General features: G+C 47.0%; 14 protein-coding genes and 1 riboswitch. Of the genes, 7 read left to right on the top strand and 7 right to left on the bottom strand.

The window, feature by feature from the left end; genetic code table 11:
* The first annotated feature begins 13 nt into the window (after window positions 1–13).
* Window positions 14–967: an NAD(P)-dependent alcohol dehydrogenase gene (locus KJS94_RS16425; RefSeq protein ID WP_214448349.1), complete on the top strand. Its 954-nt coding sequence runs from the start codon at window positions 14–16 to the stop codon at window positions 965–967.
* A gap of 10 nt (window positions 968–977) precedes the next feature.
* Window positions 978–1,370: a DUF6010 family protein gene (locus KJS94_RS16420; protein ID WP_214448350.1), complete on the top strand. Its 393-nt coding sequence runs from the start codon at window positions 978–980 to the stop codon at window positions 1,368–1,370.
* Between the two features lie 420 nt (window positions 1,371–1,790).
* Here the strand turns inward: KJS94_RS16420 and KJS94_RS16415 are convergent, their stop codons facing one another.
* The gene (locus KJS94_RS16415; protein ID WP_214448351.1) at window positions 1,791–2,234 is read right to left on the bottom strand and encodes an SRPBCC domain-containing protein; all 444 of its coding nucleotides are present in this window, start codon (window positions 2,232–2,234) and stop codon (window positions 1,791–1,793) included.
* 127 nt (window positions 2,235–2,361) lie between these two features.
* Here KJS94_RS16415 and KJS94_RS16410 point away from each other — a divergent pair, with 127 nt between their 5' ends.
* Complete coding sequence (locus KJS94_RS16410; RefSeq protein WP_214448352.1) at window positions 2,362–3,369, top strand: GlxA family transcriptional regulator; 1,008 nt, start codon at window positions 2,362–2,364, stop codon at window positions 3,367–3,369.
* Here KJS94_RS16410 and KJS94_RS16405 read toward each other — a convergent pair.
* The 3 genes from KJS94_RS16405 to KJS94_RS16395 form a co-directional block, all read right to left on the bottom strand.
* The gene (locus KJS94_RS16405; protein WP_214448353.1) at window positions 3,322–3,630 is read right to left on the bottom strand and encodes a hypothetical protein; all 309 of its coding nucleotides are present in this window, start codon (window positions 3,628–3,630) and stop codon (window positions 3,322–3,324) included. The two genes, KJS94_RS16410 and KJS94_RS16405, sit on opposite strands and share 48 nt — an antisense overlap.
* Window positions 3,631–3,923: 293 nt before the next feature.
* Window positions 3,924–4,469 (bottom strand): DUF7151 family protein, encoded by a 546-nt coding sequence (locus KJS94_RS16400; protein WP_214448354.1) that lies wholly within the window; start codon window positions 4,467–4,469, stop codon window positions 3,924–3,926.
* Window positions 4,470–4,719: 250 nt separating this feature from the next.
* Window positions 4,720–5,220 carry a hypothetical protein gene (locus KJS94_RS16395; RefSeq protein WP_214448355.1) on the bottom strand — a complete coding sequence of 167 codons (501 nt, stop codon included), beginning with the start codon at window positions 5,218–5,220 and terminating at the stop codon, window positions 4,720–4,722.
* A 924-nt stretch (window positions 5,221–6,144) separates the two neighbouring features.
* Here KJS94_RS16395 and KJS94_RS16390 point away from each other — a divergent pair.
* Entirely contained in the window at window positions 6,145–6,753 is a 609-nt protein-coding gene (locus tag KJS94_RS16390; RefSeq protein WP_214448356.1) for a flavin reductase family protein, read from the top strand.
* A 298-nt stretch (window positions 6,754–7,051) separates the two neighbouring features.
* On the opposite strand, the gene KJS94_RS16385 is transcribed toward KJS94_RS16390, so the two are convergent.
* The 3 genes from KJS94_RS16385 to KJS94_RS16375 form a co-directional block, all read right to left on the bottom strand.
* Window positions 7,052–7,477: a hypothetical protein gene (locus tag KJS94_RS16385; RefSeq protein WP_214448357.1), complete on the bottom strand. Its 426-nt coding sequence runs from the start codon at window positions 7,475–7,477 to the stop codon at window positions 7,052–7,054.
* A 556-nt stretch (window positions 7,478–8,033) separates the two neighbouring features.
* Complete coding sequence (locus KJS94_RS16380; protein ID WP_214448358.1) at window positions 8,034–8,759, bottom strand: nucleotidyltransferase family protein; 726 nt, start codon at window positions 8,757–8,759, stop codon at window positions 8,034–8,036.
* 266 nt (window positions 8,760–9,025) lie between these two features.
* The gene (locus KJS94_RS16375) at window positions 9,026–11,830 is read right to left on the bottom strand and encodes a TonB-dependent receptor (protein WP_214448359.1); all 2,805 of its coding nucleotides are present in this window, start codon (window positions 11,828–11,830) and stop codon (window positions 9,026–9,028) included.
* Window positions 11,831–12,745: 915 nt separating this feature from the next.
* A riboswitch (SAM riboswitch) is annotated at window positions 12,746–12,848 on the top strand.
* A 309-nt stretch (window positions 12,849–13,157) separates the two neighbouring features.
* Here KJS94_RS16375 and KJS94_RS16370 point away from each other — a divergent pair.
* Genes KJS94_RS16370 through KJS94_RS16360 form a run of 3 tightly spaced genes read left to right on the top strand, consistent with a single transcriptional unit; the run spans window position 13,158 to window position 19,030 of the window.
* Window positions 13,158–16,334, top strand: a complete 3,177-nt coding sequence (locus KJS94_RS16370) for a SusC/RagA family TonB-linked outer membrane protein (RefSeq protein ID WP_214448360.1) — start codon at window positions 13,158–13,160, stop codon at window positions 16,332–16,334.
* A gap of 10 nt (window positions 16,335–16,344) precedes the next feature.
* On the top strand, window positions 16,345–17,781 hold the full coding sequence (locus KJS94_RS16365) for a SusD/RagB family nutrient-binding outer membrane lipoprotein (protein ID WP_214448361.1): 1,437 nt from the start codon (window positions 16,345–16,347) through the stop codon (window positions 17,779–17,781).
* Complete coding sequence (locus KJS94_RS16360) at window positions 17,771–19,030, top strand: peroxiredoxin family protein (RefSeq protein WP_214448362.1); 1,260 nt, start codon at window positions 17,771–17,773, stop codon at window positions 19,028–19,030. The genes KJS94_RS16365 and KJS94_RS16360 overlap by 11 nt, the downstream gene beginning before the upstream one ends.
* The last annotated feature ends 796 nt before the right edge of the window (window positions 19,031–19,826 follow it).

Genomic DNA, 19,826 nt, shown 5'->3' with positions numbered 1-19,826 from the left:
CAATTCATTAGCAATGAAAGCAGCAGTATATACACAATATGGAACTCCGGATGTCTTCCAGATCAGGGAAGTTGCAGACCCCAATCTAAAAGAAAATGAAATACTTGTACGAATACATTCCACTGCTGTCAATTCAGGCGATGTGCGCTTGCGAAAGGCTGACCCCTTTGCAGTCCGGTTCGTATTTGGCATATTGAAACCCAAGATTAATATCCTGGGCAGCGTTTTTTCCGGCGAAATCGAAAGGATAGGTAGCAATGTTACAAAGTTCAAAGCCGGAGAACAGGTATTTGGTCACACCGATATGAAATTCGGCGCCTACGCAGAATATATATGTATGCCGGAAGATGGATCACTTTCCTTAAAACCTGCTGCTCTTTCCCACGAAGAGGCAGCTGCTATTCCTTTTGGTGGCGTTACCGCCTTGCATTTTATCAAGAAAGCCCTGATCAGGGAAAAACAAAAAATCCTTGTAATCGGCGCATCGGGAGCAGTAGGAAGTGCCGCTGTTCAATTGGCAAAATCGTATGGGGCTAACGTAACTGGAGTGTGCAGCACAAACAATAAAGATTTGGTCAAATCCATTGGCGCCAATCAGGTAATTGATTACACAAAGGAGGATTTTACCAAAAACGGCGAAAGCTACGATTTGATATTTGATACAGTTAACTCAATATCAGTCTTAAAAGCTTCAAGGTCACTCACTGAAAATGGAATAATCATACTAAGCGCCGCAGGAATGTATGAAATGCTGTCAGGGATATGGTTAAACATAAAAAGCAACAAAAAGGCAATAACTGGCATAGTCAAACACAATGCGTCCGACCTTAATTTTTTAAAGGAACTTGTTGAAACAAGCAGATTCAAACCTGTAATTGATCGCACCTACGAACTAGACAACATTGCTGAAGCCCATGCCTATGTTGAAAAGGGGCACAAAAGGGGAAACGTCATCATTACAATTTAACAGCCATAATATGATTGGATTTCTTATAGGTTTTGCCACTGCAGCTACCATAATCGCTATTGCGGAGATGTTTAAAAAATTGGACCTTAAGTTTTACGCATCATTAAACCTTGCGGTAATTCCATTTATCTACATTGGGTTTTCCATTCAACCCGGGGCACTTTTACTTACTGTACCGGCGGCAATACTATTTCTACTTTTTGCCTATGCAGGGTATAAAAAGAGCTATCTGTTTACCGTTATAGGACTTGCACTACATGGGCTATGGGATATCTTCTTTCCCCACGTTAGTCCTATTTCCCCATCGGGATATGATATATTTTGTATAACAATAGATATAATGCTTGCCCTATACTTCTACTATAAATTACCCCCCCCAAAAAATACAATCCGAAACCCTTAACTGAAGAATAAATCATTCCTGGAGCAAGAATACCTAACAGCTGGTTGATTATAGTATCCTTTAAGGGATTCATGAATACTATCCTCTCTTCACATTCAAGACCCCTTCCCTTGCGCCATTGGATCTCACACAGGTGACTCTGATGGGGTTTGAATATACTACTCCTATTACCTCAGCGGGGTCTCTCGCAGAGGACCCCGATGAAATACCAACCTACTATTCATCAGGGTCCCCTTCGGGAGACCCTGCTGGGGTTTAGACACAATGGAGCACTAAGCCGCCTTCGTGCAACTTCCTGTCTTAGCCTGCCCCAACAGCATTGTTGCGGGAGCCTTAGTGGCCCTCTATCCGGCCACCTCCCGCTCAGGCCTTCATGAAAACTATCCGAATGATCCAGCAAGTGGGTGCAATCAGGAAATTCTAGGCACTCTTATCCGGAGTACCCTTACCTGTAACAATCAAGCTCTTCAGGCTACCCTGGAGATAACCATTCCATGCATCAGAACAAATGTCATAGCATTCCAATGAGTTAACGAGCCCCATATGGGTAAACCTAAGTATGCTCTTTTGGTTATCATCATTTACAATATCAAAACAAATTTTCGTGCCCACCCACTCCTTCTTGTTCTTTAAAAAATGTTTAAAGCTGTCTGTAACCTCCCAGACTACTTTATAATTGTTTACGAGTTCAGCAACTTTCAGTTTAATAAAGGTTTCCCCAAAGGTCACCATGAACTCATCATTCAATTTTTTCGAACTGCCTTCAAAATTTTCCGTCCACCATAGCGGCACGTTGTTTATGGCATTGTAGACCTCGTTGGAAGTATTGGCCACTTCAATAACTGCTGAATAATCATTTTTCATATAATAAGTGTTTAATTTTCATTGATCAAATGTACTGTCTAAAATACCCCTACCAAGTGTGCAATTTAGACATTATGACGGGTTGATCAGGACAGGCAGATGTTATACCTTTACTTCAAAAGGAACCATGCATATTTCAATATTAGCCATCCAGGAACAAAGCAACCTGAGCACAGTTGCTTGCATGGCAGGTTCATTTGAAATCTTTAATGAAGCCAATACTTATTGGAGAAATCAGGGCAATAAAGGGAACTGCAAAATTGAATTGGTTGGCGCTTCTAAAAAGAAAATCCTCAAAAACAACCTGTTCCAATTGAATCAACATTGCTCCATAAACGATGTTGACAAAACCGATCTCATCATTATTCCCGCTTCCCTGGTACGCAATTATGAAAATGCTTCCAACAACAACAAGCTGCTGATAAATTGGATTGAAGAGCAGTATAAAAAAGGGGCGGAAGTAGCCAGTATGTGTACCGGCATTTTTATGCTGGCATCTACAGGTTTATTGGAAAAGAGATCCTGCTCTACTCACTGGTCAGTTTCAGAACAATTCAATTTACAATTCCCCAATATCAATTTGCAAACTGACAGGTTAATCACTGATGAAAAGGGAATTTACACCAATGGAGGAGCCTATTCATTCCTGCACCTGATCATTTATCTCGTCGAAAAATATTTTGACAGGGAAACAGCCGTGTATTGTGCAAAAGTATTTCAAATAGACCTTAACAGGAACCTTCAAGCCGAATTCTCTATTTTCAACGGTCACAAGAAGCATACTGATGAAATTGTCTTACAGTCACAAAACTATTTTGAGGCGAACTATACAGACAAAATCACCATTGAGAAATTGGCCAAAAAATACAATATAGGAAGAAGGAATTTTGACAGAAGGTTTAGCAAAGCAACAGGCATTTCTCCACTTGACTACTTACAAAGAATAAGGATCGAAGCCGCAAAAAAACTATTTGAAAATTCCCGCAAAACCGTCAATGAGGTGATGTATGAGGTTGGTTACAATGACCCGAAAGCATTTAGGGAGGTTTTCAACCGGGTTACAGGCTTGTCGCCGTTAGCCTACAAATCAAAATACAACAAAGAAAGGGACTGGCATATTAGTGCCAAAGGGTAAGACTTTCACCCTAGCAGGGTCTCCTCCATTTCTTTCCCTAGCAGGGTCTCCATCTTTTTCTTTCCCCAGCACGGTCTCCCGAAGGGGACCCTGATGAATAGTAAACTCAGCTTGGCCACCAAAGGCTTTCCCATAAGGCAGTTTTGCACAATCCACTTTATCAACAATAGTATAATATTCCTTATTCCAGTTATCCCTTCTTACTGCGAAGGGTGTTCTTCTCCCGATACTATCCCATATTTCAAAAATATTCTGACTCATATTACATATATTATAAATTGGTAAGATTAATCATAAGTGATATGGCAGCATACCACATTTTGTAGGACTCAGCAGCAAACCATTTTGAATAATCTGTTCAGTTTATAGAGGGTTAAGACAATCGCCAAAACAGGTTGGTGAATTTGGCCGGCATATAACGCCTGCTGCTAAATTGGCGGCCGGAATGAAGACAGCGCCATCTTTATCCCGGCCGACAATTAAATTCCCATGGTAGAAAAATTACGCTTCGCAAAATCTGTCCGATTCAAACTTAACAGCAGCTAGGAAACGTACTATTCGTAGACTTTTATTTCTACTGATAGGTTATTAAAACCATCACACCAAGCATTCACCCCACAGGTATTTTCCAAAATAATCTCGTTGGGACTTGATAGTCTGCAAACAACTTGAATGTTGTTGCAAAGAATAATGGTTTTGCCTAAATCAAGGCTTGTACCTATTGTACCCTTAAATTTTCCTTGAGCTGTTCTAATCCATGTAATACTTAGCCCAATATCATTCTTTACAATTGTAGCTTCAGGTGCATTTGTCCCAGATTGACTAATAATAGCTGAATAAACAGCTGGATCCTGACTCTTGATACACAAATAGTCAGTAGTCTTTATTTCAGATTCATCTAAAATATTATTATTGTTTATATCTAATCCTGTTTGAACTTTTAGTCCCCCTTTTGCACAATTAGATCCGGCACTTTCTTCTGATGTTTTTATTAAACTATTTAGTCCATCTCTGCCTGCAGGGCCTTCTTTTGTACATCCTGCAAATCCAAGGACAATAACCCCAATACCAATCATGAAATAAATACTTTTCTTTCTCATTTCTAAATTTTCGTAATTGTTAAATATTCAATTTTTAAATCATCCGTTGACTTAGAATATTGCCTTAGGAGCAGGCATAGTAGATGGTGGCGACTTCAATATTCATCCGCCTGGAATTACTGCCTGGCTTTTTGATTAGGCGGAGACATCGGGGTCCCCGAAAGGAGCCCCCTGAGGTTAAAAACTTCCCGCTACAGATTACTCTAATGTAATTCCCCTCTATTGGCAAGACCAATAGTATATGCAGGCTTTATATTTTCAAATATTCTTCCAATTTGCCATTCTCCTCTGCCTCAATTGCTTTCTTTATCTCCTTATTTATTTTTACATTATTACTTGTGTCTTTTGAATACTGTATAATCAACCTGACTGCATTTAGCTTGATTTTGTTTTGGTCCTTTGATTCTGTTTTATTTTCTAAGACATATTTAGTCATTGCAGCCATATAAAGTCCTAGTAAGTCTTCATTATTTTTGGCAAATTTTGTAGCCTGCTCGTCTAATGTAAAGCTAAAGTCTGGTGATCCTGACATCCACTTGATAATGTATTGCAATGATGTAAGTCTGTCAATACTTTTACTATCCATTGGTGTTGAAAGTAAATAATTGGCTGCTTGTAGCGCAGCGTTGTTAGCTGCGTCATTAAAATCTTCTTTATTCTCTAACTTGATTTCGTCATACTTTGGAAGACCTTGAGAAAAAACCTTGTTCGCGGTAAAAAAAAGTAAAATTGAAAAAAGTAAGTGCTTCATATCATGTTTATTTATGTAATTAAGCGTTAGGGTCTGGTTAAAAATGGAGATTTAAAATCAGATTGATAGGATTATTCAAAACGCACCTGCCAAGCAGATACAAACCAATTAAAAAGTATAAATTTTTCGGAATGAGCTGACAATATACACTCCTCCCAAAATTCTCCCACATGCATTACACCTTTAAAAGAGGCATAAATCGTTACACAAATCCGACCCCAATAGACCAAAAATAACCAGGCTTATACCTGAAGCGGGGTAAGAAATTGCACCTTGCCTCGATCAGGAATTCCCATTAATCATAAACCAATCCCGAAACCCATCATCAACCTAAGCGTCGCCTCCTCACTGCCATAAGGCTAAGTTCAAAAGCCCGCTTAAAATAATAAGCGGCCGGCAATATTGCAAGGGGGAAAATCCCGGTGATAGCCATTCAACAATTGGCATGATCCCATAATGATGGATTTGCATAACTCAGGAAACCTTCTATGCAAATGGGTAATGAACTGAAGATTGGAAGAATGCACTTATTGGCTTCCTGTATCAGTCAGGCCAGGAGCCTGGGAGTGGTCTAGAAATGAAAGGCAATCATTCTGTTCAACATATAGCCTGCTGATCACCTTGCCCTGCACGGCGTGAAACTCCTGGATAGCGCCGAGCATTCAATGATTATAGGATGACTATAGGATGACTATAGGATGAGCGAAGGATGAGTATAGGATAACACCTTAAATTACCCGAAATCGGTAAATATTACCACCCCTGATGATTCAATTGAACACCCAGCTAACTGCTTTCGTACCCCTTTGTACCTTAGCTGCCTCAACAGCATGGCTGCGGACGCCTTCCTGACCCCAAAACAACCCAACCATTTCCTCCATCAACTGTTTATAGACAGGCAGCCTAAACCTGGCTTAAAAAAAGATGCAATTCACCCAAGAAGCTATAATCGGCCTGGAAAGAAGGTACCGGGCCAACCTGATCAACTCCATCGGCGGATTTAAATCATTGGTGCTGGTAGGCACCAGAAGCCGCGAAGGCAATGAAAACCTTTCACTGTTCAGCAGCCTTGTCCATATTGGCGCCGACCCTGCTTTATGTGGGATCATAGTAAGACCTAACCGAGAAGGCCAGAATACCCTTGGCAACATCATCCGCACAGGCAGCTATACCATTAATCATGTCACCGCAGGCTTTGTAGAAAAAGCGCATCAAACCAGCGCCAAATACGCAGAAGGGGTAAGCGAATTCGAACAGGTGGGATTAACCCCTGCCTATCTGCCCCATATCCCTGCGCCATTTGTAAAGGAAAGTCCCATCCAAATGGCCTGCGAACTCGTCCAACGCGTGAAAATAGACCTGAACGACACTAACTTCATCATTGGCAAGATCATCCATGCCACTATCCCGGATGATTGCATAGGCCATGATGGTTTTATTGATTTGGAAAAAGCGGGTACCATTACCTGCAGCGGATTGGACAGTTATCATTCCACTTTCGCAATGGTGCGGCTGCCATATGCCAGACCCTGAGCGATTTATCAAAATATCGGCAGGGTAAAAACCTTTCACCTCATCAGGGTCTACTTTTCCCCCCAGCAGGATCTCCCGAAGGGGGCCCCTGATGACCCTCCCTACCTCAGCAGGGTCTCCCGAAGGGGACCCTGATGAATAGCCGGATGAAAGTCCATCGGGGTCCTCTACGACGGCGCCCGCTGAGGCTAGACGCCTTTGTGCTCCTTAGCGTCTTAGCGCCTTCGTGGCCTCAGTAACAACCAATCCATTCCTCACCCAATAGAGCATCCTGATGGATGATAAACACCCAAACTGCTCAAACAACCAGCAGACCCAGGCATGAATCAAAATTAATGGCCGACTCATTCAACACTATTTCATCCATCCATTGGCCAGCTTGCAAGGACTGCCTTGCCAATATGGAATCCTTGCCGTCATACACCAACCTTAGACCCGGCAATTCCAACCACCATGAGCCAAACACCGCATCATCATATTGCCTGGACAGGACCCTATCTTCACCAAGGTTCAAAATGAAAAAATCATACAGGAACTTGTTCCATGTAAGGAAGCTTCTTCTTTCCACAGCAAAGACATATTCCCCGGCATTGGACATCGCCTCTTCTGCTGTAGGGCCCTTGAATTCATTAAGCCTACCCTCGCTATCAGTTGCGGCGGATCTGAAGCAACCATTTGAATGTTCTTCTACATTTATTATCCAACCGGGCATAATGAGGCTCATGGAACTTAGTTGAACTTAATATTTATTAATACAACATCATGGTCTACTGCAAAATACTATTGCTACCCCATCAGGGTCTCCCGCAGGGGACCCTGATGAATAGTGGCATGAAAATTCATCGGGGACTCTTGAAGAGTACCACTATGGGACGAAAAGATTTACCCCCCGTCGCCCCCGTTGTATCTTATGACCAACGGGTAGTTGGAAGATGAGCTTAGCGGTTGGATGCATACATATTTCGCCTTTTATACATCGGGGTCCCCTTCGGGAGACCCCGCTGAGGTTTAAAAAATATTCAACAAATAATAACGCTAATAAAGGCTTGCATTGAAAGCTGTTGGTGATAACACACAACAGCGGCTCAGAGTGAAATTAAAGCATACTTATTTATGTAGTTAAACCGGCTAAATCTACATTGGCACAGCCAATGCGTTGCGTCATATAGCACCTCTAATGAAGCCCTTCCCTTCGCGTCGTTGCGGCCCCCTTTCGCCTTTGTGCATCTTCGAGTCTCAGCCTGCCCCAACAGCATTGTTGCGGGTGTCTTGGTGGCCCCTTATTTAAAACAACCCTCCGCTACCGCTACACTCTCGGGTTTACCCACATCCACCAGCCTATCACCACTATGGTCATAGCCCATGATCCTATGCTCCGCCGCCAGGTCGAGGTAGGTATCCACCAGTGAAAACTTTCCCCTTTGACGGATCAGCCCGAACACTTCCGGCTGGAAGACCACCACACAACTGTAAGCCATAGGCCTTAGACCAGGCTTATCTATAGATATCCTTCTTTCACCCGTCTTGGTATTGGTCCACCCGCAGAGCCGGTTATCTTCATCAAAAAGGAAATAGCGCGAGGTCTTCCTGTCAGTGATGCCAAAGCTGATCAAAGCCTGCTGCTCCTGGTGAAAGCGAATTAGTTTATCGAGGTCGAGGTCCGTCAGGATATCCGCATTGATGGTCACGAAAGGATCCTTCCCTTCCAGAAAAGGCCGGGCTTTCAGCAGTCCACCACCGGTCTCCAGCACCTCATCGGTTTCATCGCTGATGAACACCTTGCTGCCCCAGCCATGGTGCTGCTCTACCGCAGCAATGATCTGGTCGGCGAAATGATGCACATTCACCACCACTTCGTTGATTCCAAATTGTTGGAAGTACTCAATGTTTCGTTGCAGCAAACTCTTGCCATTCACTATGGCCAATGCCTTGGGGTGTTGGTCGGTCCAGGGCTTGAACCGGGTGCCTAATCCCGCGCTGAAGATCATTCCTTTTGATACCATCATGCTGTATTTGGAAGCGGCAAATTAGGGAAAAAGAAAATGAGGAAACCTGCCTTCGCTAAAGCTACGGCAGAAAAGAGCTGAGGTTTACGCTAACCAGTGAAAGCAAGAAGAGTGATGAGAAATTTAAGTTTAAAGGAAAGGCAGTAACGCAAAGTTCGCCAAGGACACGCAGAGAACGCAAAGCATTGGAAACCCTTACGTGAACCAACCCTTTGCGAACTTTGCGTGTCCTTGGCGAACTTTGCGTTATAAAAAATCTCTTCTCCTTACAACCTGATACCTACCCTCGCGAACAACCGCAAACCATTACCACCCATCTGCACGGCATCCCAGGGACCACCGGTTTCGTTGTTAAAGGCCCACCACCTGGCTTCTTTCACCACGCTCAGGTCGGGGTGAACATTGAAGAGGTTATCGGCACCAAAATACAAGCTAACGGCCTTGGTCAGGTGCCAGCTGGCATAAAGGTCGGTCACCAGCTTGCCGCCATAGTTGTACTCATCCTTCACGGGACGACCATCATCATCTGCAGGAACATAGGCATAGAGGTCACCACGGCTGAACGGAGGCGTGAAATCATCTTCCGTACCATCACCATAACCCAGCAATCGCACCTTACCAAAATAGGTCAGGCGGGTACCGATGCCAAACTTCTTCCAATTATATTCCAGGTTCAAACCAAACTTCGACTTGGGCGCAGAAGCCAGCAGGAAGGCCTGCTCACGCTCGGTGAAGAAAGTGGCACGCAGGTCATCCGTAGCATCAAGTTTTTCTGGAACATTGATATCATCAATGGTCATATCCTGAAAGTTACCGGTGAACAAGGCCCGGAAATTCTTCGAACCAAAGCTTTTGTTGTACTCAAGTACCAGGTCAATCCCCTTGTTGGTGGTGTTCACCGCATTGGCGAAGAACTGCGCCAGTCCGACATTCAGGCGATTCATTTCCGCTGCGAGAACGGGATCGATGTCCGGGTCATCGGCACTGAACTGTCCGCTCAATACCACCCTGTCCTTCACCTTCACCAGGTAACCATCCACGGTAAGGGTCAGTGCGCTGCTCAGCTTGGTACTGAAGCCCAGGCTGGCGTTTAGGGATTTCTCCTGTGTCAGCTCGGGGATACCGGCTGCACGGGTAATGGGACTATAGTTTGGCGCGATCTTCACTTCAGAGATATTACCGCCCTGCACTGTAGTGAAGGTAGAGCTGAAGTTGATCTGCATGAGGGAAGGCGCACGGAAACCGGTGCTCACCGATCCACGCAGGTTGAAATTATCGGTGATCTTGTAACGGGTAGCGAACTTACCGTTGAAGGTAGCCCCGAAATCGCTGTAGTTCTCGAAGCGAACCGCTCCACTCACCAGCCAGCGCTTGGTGATATCCAGTTCTGCATCGGCATACACACCCAACACGCTGCGGGTGGCATTCACCTCATCATCGGGCTGGTAACCGGGGAAGCCCTGGGAACCTCCGGCCTTATCACCATTGGGATCATAGTTCTTGTAGGAAGCTTCCTCACCGGCAGTGATCTTGTACCGCTCACTGCGGAACTCTGCTCCCAGTGCAAGGCTGAAGCCTTCGGCAATATTGTCGAAGCCGCGGGAGAAGTTCAGGTTAACGGTGTTCTGCAGGAAGTTGAACCCACCATCATCGAAGTGGGTTTGGTTGGGTCCCAGTGAGGCATTGAAGGTCTTGTCGCCATAGAAATGGAAATCATTACTACCCAGCGTATTGCTCAGGTCCCAATCCCAGGCGGCACCCATCTTTCCACGCAATCCGGCAGAGATGGAATAATCCTTGATCTTCGTTTGGATATGGGGGTTATAATACTGTTCACCGTCTGAGGTGGTGAAGATGATGCCCGGCACTTCGATCAGATCGCCATTCGCATCGGTTGGGAAGCGCTCGGGACGGGCGGACCAGTTACGGGTGAAGGCATAGGCATCTGATTTCTTGGAATTGTACCCGCCAAAGGCATAGAAGGTGGTCTTGCTATTGGCGAAGGGCAGTTCCATATTCATGAAAATACCCCCTGCATCCAGTGAGCCATCGCCATGGGCGCGACGGTAAATATTGGTGGGCAGCCATTTGTCGCTGGCCTCATCGGTCTCCAGTACCTGGCGGTAGGTCTTGCCCTGGGTGATATAGTTACCGGTGAAATTGATGAAACCACCGTTCTTACCGATACCCACACCATAATTCAGGTTGGCACTGAAAGTACTACCGTCAACCTTGTTGCCATATACATACTGGCCGAGTTCGGGCTTGAAGGCAGGGTTGAACTCCTTATCATAGTAGCCGGACCAGCCGATATTCGCATCCAGCTTGCCCACACTCTTCTTCAGGACCAGGTTGATCACCCCGGCGATCGCGTCTGAACCGTACTGGGCAGAAGCACCATCGCGCAGGATCTCCACCTTCTCAATGGCGCCAACTGGAAGGGCACTGAGGTCGGTTCCGGAAGCACCACGACCACGGGTACCGAATACTGCAACAAAGGAGGTCTGGTGGCGGCGCTTGCCATTCACCAGCACCAGGGTTTGGTCGGGACCCAGACCGCGCAGGGTAGCCAGGTCGATATGGTCGGCACCATCGCTACCACTTTGTTTGTTATAGTTGAAGGAAGGAGCAGAATAGTTGATGATAGAGGTCAGGTCCATCCTGGCAGTCGGCAGGGCTACCTGTCCAACATTCACCACATCCACCGGCACAGGGGTCTCGATCTTCACGCGGCCGGCTCGACGCGTACCCACCAATACCACCCCGCTGAGGTCGGTCACGGCAGATTCCATGGTGACGCTGATATCGGTGCTTTCCCCAACGGTAACGGAGGCAGGCTGGTAGCCTACCATGGTGATCTCGAGCACATCGCCTTTAGCGGCCTGGACGGAGAACTGGCCGGCTTCGTTGGTAGTGGTACCGGCCTTGGTGGCTTTCACCCTCACGGAGGCACCGGAGAGCGGATTACCGGTCTTGTCGGTGATCTTTCCTGTGATGGCTGTTCGTTGGGCATACAATAGGGTACAGCCCAACATGCCCAGCAAGAGCATAAACAGTTTTGCGGATCTCATATTGGTTAGTTTGGTTTTCCCTAATATAAGGAATTATTGGTTTGTGTAGATTGGGGAGAGGGATGAGGGAGGAAGATGTGGAAATGTGATCTTCTTTACCCCAGCAGGGTCTCCTTCCCGTCTACCCAGCAGGGTCTCCTTCCCGTCTACCCAGCAGGGTCTCCCGAAGGGGACCCTGCTGAATAACAGGATGAGGACATCGGGGTCCTCTACGAGAGACCCCGCTGAGGTTAAAAGAATTGCATCGCTACCATCAACGGCGCAGATTACGTATACCCGCCCCCGTTGTGTCTTATGACCAACGGGTAGTTGGAAGAAGGAAAACCTCTCCTCAGCAGGGTCTCCCCCCACCTCTCCCCAGCAGGGTCTCCCAAAGGGGACCCTGATGAATAGCAGTAGAAGGTACATCGGGGTCCTCTACGAGAGACCCCGCTGAGGTTAAAAGAATTGCATCGCTACCATCAACGGCGCAGATTACGTATACCCGCCCCTGTTGTGTCTTATGACCAACGGGTAGTTGGAAGAAGGAAACCCTCTCCCCAGCAGGGTCTCCCGAAGGGGACCCTGATGAATAGCGGTAGGAGGCACATCGGGGTCCTCTACGAGAGACCCCGCTGAGGTTAAAAGAATTGCATCGCTACCATCAACAGCGCAGATTACGTATACCCGCCCCCGTTGTGTCTTATGACCAACGGGTAGTTGGAAGATGAGATTAGCTGTTGGATGCATAAATCATTTCGTCTTTTGTACATCGGGGTCCTCTTCGACCGCGCCCGCTGAGGTTAAGAGGTTAAAAAGGTCTCCCCCCACAGGCGCACAAAACCCCCTCACTGCAAAAATCCTACTAAATCTACCGCAAAATATTAGTCTACTATTTTGGTAGAATAATATTTGCCTCCTAATTTTGCCTTGCATTGCTTATCAAGAATGGCTGAGGGACATGGCCCGATGAAGCCTTGGCAACCGTCTCGCAAAAAGACAAGGTGCCAAATCCATCCCCCGTGGGGAGAGATAGGCCAGGTATCTTATACTTAGTGCAGAACTAAGCTTGTCTGGTGCTGATAAGTGATTACATGTTTAATCACCATTAAAATGAAAGAAATGGAACAGACCCTCTCAAACAACCGCTTCCCCAACGCTATTTGTCTATCACAGCTTCCCTGCTGCTGTTGTTGTAGGTAAGGAACTTCTCCCACTAAACAGTTCGTTTCCACGCCTGCCCTGATCGCTTAGCGGACTCAGGGACGGCCCTTGCTACGCCTATGCCCAACTCCCGATGGGCATGGGAAGGGACCCTTATTATCCAAACGCAAACAAACCCGTAATTATGCATATATCTACAAAACTGGCTGGCAGTTTACTATTCCTGCTACTGTCGGCATCCATCTATGCCCAACAAAAGATCATCAAGGGCACGGTCAGAACGAAAGAGAACCAACAATTACTCAACGGTGTAACCATTCGCACCAAGAACGGCGTATCCTCTTCCGTAACACAAGGGAACGGCGGCTTCGAGATCAGCGCCCACCCCAATGACACATTGATACTGACGCATGTCGGATTCAAGCCTTTAGAAATCCCTGTAAGTGCACTGAACGAGAACAGCCTGGTCGACCTCGAAAGGGGTGAAAGCTCTCTCAATGAAGTGGTCGTAACTGCACTTGGCATTTCCCGGAAGAGAAAGTCCGTAGGCTATGCCGTTCAGGAACTCAAGTCAAAAGATTTCGCTGAAGCGCGGGAACCCAATATTGTCAGTGCCCTTGAAGGCAAATTAGCGGGCGTACGCATTACCAATAGCCAGGGCGATATGGGATCATCCAGGATCATCATCAGGGGAGAGACCTCCATCGCAGGCAACAACCAGCCATTATTCATCCTAAATGGTGTTCCGGTTGACAATTCGCAATTGGGCGTAGGCGGTTCCAGGGATTACGCCAATGCCATCGCTGATATCAACCCTGATGATATTGAAAGCATCAGCGTGCTAAAAGGACCTAATGCAGCTGCACTTTATGGCTCACGCGCAGCAGCGGGTGTCATCCTCATCAAGACAAAATCAGGGAAATCAAAAAAAGGGATTGGCATAACCTTCAATACCGGCTTTTCAATTGAACAATTGCTCACACTCCCCTCCTACCAAAATACCTTTGGCCAGGGATCTGACGGCAAATTCAGCTATGTCGATGGAAGAGGCGGCGGCATCAACGATGGGGTAGACGAAAGCTGGGGGCCGAGAATGGACGGCAGGCTGATTCCCCAGTTCTATTCCAACGGGGAGCCGGTGCCCTTTGTCCCCCACCCGAATAATGTAAAGGATTTTTTCCGCAATGGCTACATCCTGAATAACGGGATATCCATTGCCGATGCAACAGAAAAAGTGGATTACCGAATCTCCTTTAACAATTTCAAACAGGAAGGCGTGGTGCCCAATTCCAGCCAGGGCCGCAATACGGTAAGCTTGAATACCACCTTACGCTTAACACCCAAACTCAGTTTCATTGCCGACGCCAACTACTACCAGAACAGGGCCGATAACCTTCCCGGTGCAGGTGGCAGAAGGGCGACCAGTACAATGTTGCAATTCACCTGGTTTGGAAGGCAGGTAGATATCAATCGTCTCAAAAACTACCGGAATCCGGACGGAAGCACCTTCAACTGGAACAACAGCTATTACAGCAACCCTTTCTTCATTGCCTATGAGAACACAGTAGAGCAAAGAAGGAACCGGTTCATAGGTAAGGCTGGCTTCAATTATAAGATCATTGAAGGCCTTCAATTGAACTTCTTCACCGGCACCGACTATTACAATGACCGCAGGAAACTAAAAGTGGCGTATGGCACCAATGGTACACCATTTGGTTCCTACCAGGAAGACGGCTATACGGTTAATGAAACCAATACAGAAGCCACCCTTAATTACAAAAAATCATTGCCCAAGGACCTGAGCATTGACTTGGTGGCAGGCGGAAACATCCGTTCCAAGTTCTATGAAGAAAACATCCAGCAAGCGCCGAGGCTGGCTGTAGCAGGATTGTATTCCCTTGCCAATTCAAGGGATCCATTGATCTCTTCCAACTATTACAGTAAGCTGCTGGTATACAGTTTGTTTGGGGCAGCCCAGATCGGTTATAAGGATTTCGCCTTTCTTAACCTGACCGCCAGGAACGATTGGTCAAGTACCCTTCCCACCCAAAACCGTTCTTACTTCTACCCATCCATCAACGGTAGCCTGATATTAACCGAAGCATTTAATATCAAAAGCGATTGGTTAAGTTATGCCAAACTCAGGGCGGGATGGTCCAAGGTAGGTAAGGACGCAGATCCCTACCAGCTGCGCAACACCTTCCTGTTCTCAGCACCATTCGGCTCCTATCCCCAGTTAACAGCTTCCGGTATAGACCTCAATCAGAACCTCAAACCGGAGACCACAACCTCTGAAGAATTGGGCGCTGAACTGGCCTTTATTGACAACAAGGTCAGGCTGGATATCAGTGTCTACAATACCAATAGTTACAACCAGATCCTGAGCGTGGATGTGAGTCCTTCAACTGGCTATCGCCAGAAACTGCTGAATGCCGGGAAGATCAACAACAAAGGCCTGGAGATCCAGCTGGGATTAACCCCTGTAAAAGGACCACTAACCTGGGATGTTTCCTTGAACTATGCCCAGAACAGGAGTAAGGTCATCAAATTGGACGAAGAAGGTCGTCTTAAGAACTATGTGATTGGAACAAACTCTGCACAGGTAATCGCTACCGTTGGCCAGCCTTATGGAACCCTGTTTGGCAATGCCTACTTACGAAATGATCAGGGGCAGATCCTGGTAAATGCAGATGGGGCACCGCGGATCGATCCCACCAAAAGGGTTTTGGGCAAGTATACCCCAGATTGGTTTGGCGGTGTAACCAACAGTTTCACCTACAAGGGAATCAACCTTTCCGTACTCATAGACGGAAGTTTTGGAGGCCAACTCTATAGTGGCACCTATGCAACAGGCACCTATACCGGAGTACTCTCCACCACCTTACCAGGACGTGGCGCAGAAAATGGCGGACTTTACTACTATTATCCGGATAATAAGAAATCAAATGGAACAGTCCAACTGCCCGGTGGCGCCACAGCACCTAATGGGGAGACCATATATGATGATGGAATAATTTTTAATGGTGTCACTTCGGATGGCAAGCCCAACACCAAGGTCCTTCCGGCACAACAGTATTACAAGTCATTCCGGACAATAGATGAGGCCAATATTTTTGATGCATCATTTGTGAAACTGCGGGAAGTAAGGGTTTCTTATAGCCTTCCCAAATCATGGATCAGCAAACTCAGACTTCACAACGCAACCGTTTCTGCGGTAGGACGGAATCTTTGGATCATTTACAAAGCGGTTCCCCATATAGATCCGGAAACAGCTTTTAATACTGGCAATGCCCAGGGACTGGAAAGCTTGTCCCTGCCTACCGTTAGAAGCTATGGCTTCAACCTTTCCCTTCAATTCTAAATAATCGTTTATGAAAAATACTAAGAGCTACTTACTCATTACCATACTTTCCATTGCAACGCTTTCGTGCAGCAAGAAACTTGATGAGGCGAATATCAATCCCAACGCAACAGAAAATGCCCAGGCGGACTACCTTTTGACATCGGCCATCAAAACAGCTGTAGATACCTATTGGGGAACGGCCAACAACATGAACTCCAGCCTGCTGTTTATCCAGCATTGGGCAAAGATCCAGTATACAGAGGAAGACCGATACATCTTCTCGAATAGCAGTTTTACCAGTCTTTGGTCAACGCTTTATTCCCAAAGCATTACCAACCTGAACCAGATCATTAAACTGGCCGACCAGCAATCCAACCCCAACTATAAAGGAGTTGCACTGGTGGTACGTTCATGGGCCTTCCTTCTTTTGACAGATACCTATGGGGATATCCCCTATAGCCAGGCAGGTGATATCAAAAAATACATCACCCCGGTATATGATCCGCAAAAAGAGGTATACCTGGGACTGCTTGCCGATCTCAAGGAAGCTAAAAGCTTATTGAACCCTTCAGGGAAAACAATTGGAGGCGACCCTATCTACAATGGAAATATCAACAATTGGATGAAGCTGGCGAACTCATTACGGGTAAGAATTGCACTGCGACTCGCAGACCGTGAACCAGAACTGGCCAGGCAGGTCTTCGAGGAAATTGCAGCTGCCAACGATCCATTGATCAGCGCGCAGTCAGAAACTGCAAAACTGACCTACCTGTCTTCACCCAATCAAAATCCGGTCAATGCCTTATTCGAAACAAGGGATGATTACAGGGTCAGCAAATCCATCGTTGATAGATTGACCACCTTAAAAGACCCCAGGTTACCCATATTCGCCAACAGGACCCAGACTGAAACACCGGCTGGCTATGTTGGTGTCCCTAATGGATTGACCACTGCAGATGCGAGCAATCTTGGGTTTGCAAAGACATCGAAGCCTGGTGCCTATTTCCAGGCAGCGAATGCACCCGCAGTTATTTTCAGCTACGCAGAACTATTATTTGACCTGGCAGAAGCAGCTGCACGTGGTTTCACCACAGAAAACGCGGAAGTTCTCTATCAGTCTGCCATCAAAGCTTCATTCATCCAATACGGCATTCCGTTAACAGAAGCTGACACCTACCTGAATCAGCCATTGGTGCAATTCGACCCGGCCAATTACAAAAAGTCGATTGGAGAACAGAAATGGATCGCTTTATTTGGCCAGGGGCTGGAAGCATTCGCGGAATGGAGAAGGCTGGATTACCCGCAGCTGCCACCCGCCGTTGCCGGTGTCTTGAATGGCGATATCCCTAAAAGATTCATATACCCCGGCAACGAACAGGCATTGAATGGCACCAATTACCAGGCGGCCGTTTCAAGACAAGGCCAGGATCTTTTAACTACTAAAATCTGGTTCGATGTACAATAAGCAGATACGCAGTTTGCTCCGCATTTTCCTGACGGCTGGTCTGGTTGTGCCCTTCCTGTTTTGGAAGAATATACCACCGACCTTACAGAATGGCATTTGGCGCGGCCAGTTGACCCGCCCGGATGGTCAGGAGATCGCATTCAATTTTGAGGTGAAGGACAGCCTTAACAGGAAGATCTTGTATGTCATCAATGGTGAGGAACGGTTACTGGTGGACAGCATCAGCATGGCTAACGATTCTGTCTTTATCCAGTTACCTTTCTTCGAATCCGCCTTTAGGGCCCGATTGGATCAAAAAGGCCATCTACAGGGATGGTGGGTAAAAGGAACTGGGGCGAGGGCACAGCCATTGGCCTTCAGTGCCAGCCCTAACCAGGACCAGCGCTTCAATGAGGTAAAGGCCACAGCGAAAAAGATAGGTGGCAGGTGGACGGCCTATTTCAAGCAGAAAAACGGATCCATTGCAGAAGCGATTGGGGAATTTAAGCAGGTCGGTAATTTACTTACCGGTACTTTTTTAACTCCCACTGGGGATTACCGTTTCCTGCAAGGAGTAGTGTCAGGGGACAGCCTGAAGCTATCCGGATTTGATGGTAGTCATGCATTCCTATTCACGGCCTACATCCAAGACGCCAACAATATCCAATCAGGAAAGTTCTACTCGGGCCCCCTTGGAGTTCAAGATTGGCATGCCGTAAGGAACGAAAAGGCGGTGCTTCCTGATGCTTATGCCGTTTCCAAGCTTACCGGCTTATCTAGTAACCCTGGTTTTCGTTTTCAAACCACAGATGGTCAATGGCTATCCTTGTCGGATAAAAGATTCACCGGCAAAGTAGTGATCCTGCAGATCCTCGGCTCCTGGTGCCCGAACTGTATAGACGAAACGAAATTCCTGAGTGACTATTACAATGACCCTGCACGTAACCGACAAATAGAAATTGTTGGTTTGGCCTATGAGCGAAGCACAGACATTGCGCAGTCAATCAAGTCGGTGCAGCCACTTGTCCGTCGATTCAATATTCAATATCCAATCTTACTGACAGGGGTAGCGGCAAACGATTCATTAAAAGCACAAAAGACCCTGCCGGAGATCGATAAGATCGCGGCCTTCCCTACTACGATCTTCATCGACAAGAAAGGCAATATCAGGAAGATCCACAGCGGGTTCAATGGTCCGGCTACCGGTGAGCATCACAGGGAATTCAAAAAGGAATTTGACCAGATCATCCAGGAGTTGCTTAACGAATAACTACCAATCGCAATCATTATCAGAAGCAGCACATTCATGAGGAAATGCAAAAGAGGTCCATAGCGACCTCTTTTTGCATTTACAAGTCAACATCGACATGCTAAAAGACCATAATAAGGTGATACCATATTGGGACGTAACCGGTCTCTTCACCCTTCCCCTCTTCTTTTACCCCATCAGGGTCTCCCCCCATCTCTCCTCAGCAGGTTTCCCCCCACCTTTACCCCAGCAGGGTTTCCCCCCACCTTTACCCCAGCAGGGTCTCCCCCCACCTCTCCCCAGCAGGGTCTCCCCCCATCTCTCCTCAGCAGGGTCTCCCGAAGGGGACCCTGATGAATAACAGACTGAAGGCACATCGGGGTCCTCTACGAGAGACCCCGCTGAGGTAAATAATTATACGTCTCCCACCACAGCAGTGCCTGCCCCATCTCCCCCATCAGGGTCTCCCCCCATCTCCCCAGCAGGGTCTCCCCCCACCTCTCCTCAGCAGGGTCTCCCGCAGGGGACCCTGATGAAAAACAGACTGAAGGCACATCGGGGTCCTCTACGAGAGACCCCGCTGAGGTAAATAATTATACGTCTCCCACCACAGCAGTGCCTGCCCCATCTCTCCCCAGCAGGGTCTCCTCCCACCTCTCCCCAGCAGGGTCTCCCGCAGGGGACCCTGATGAATCACAGGACGAGGACATCGGGTTCCCCTTCGGGAGACCCCGCTGAGGTATAAAATACTAGGCCCCCGCTGAGGCAATTAAACCACACCATGTCCGCCGAAGCTTCAGCGCAGGCGGATCTCCAA

The sequence above is a fragment of the Flavihumibacter rivuli genome, assembly GCF_018595685.2.
In the GTDB taxonomy this organism is placed as follows: domain Bacteria; phylum Bacteroidota; class Bacteroidia; order Chitinophagales; family Chitinophagaceae; genus Flavihumibacter; species Flavihumibacter rivuli.
This window is presented reverse-complemented; position numbering and strand designations above follow the sequence as displayed.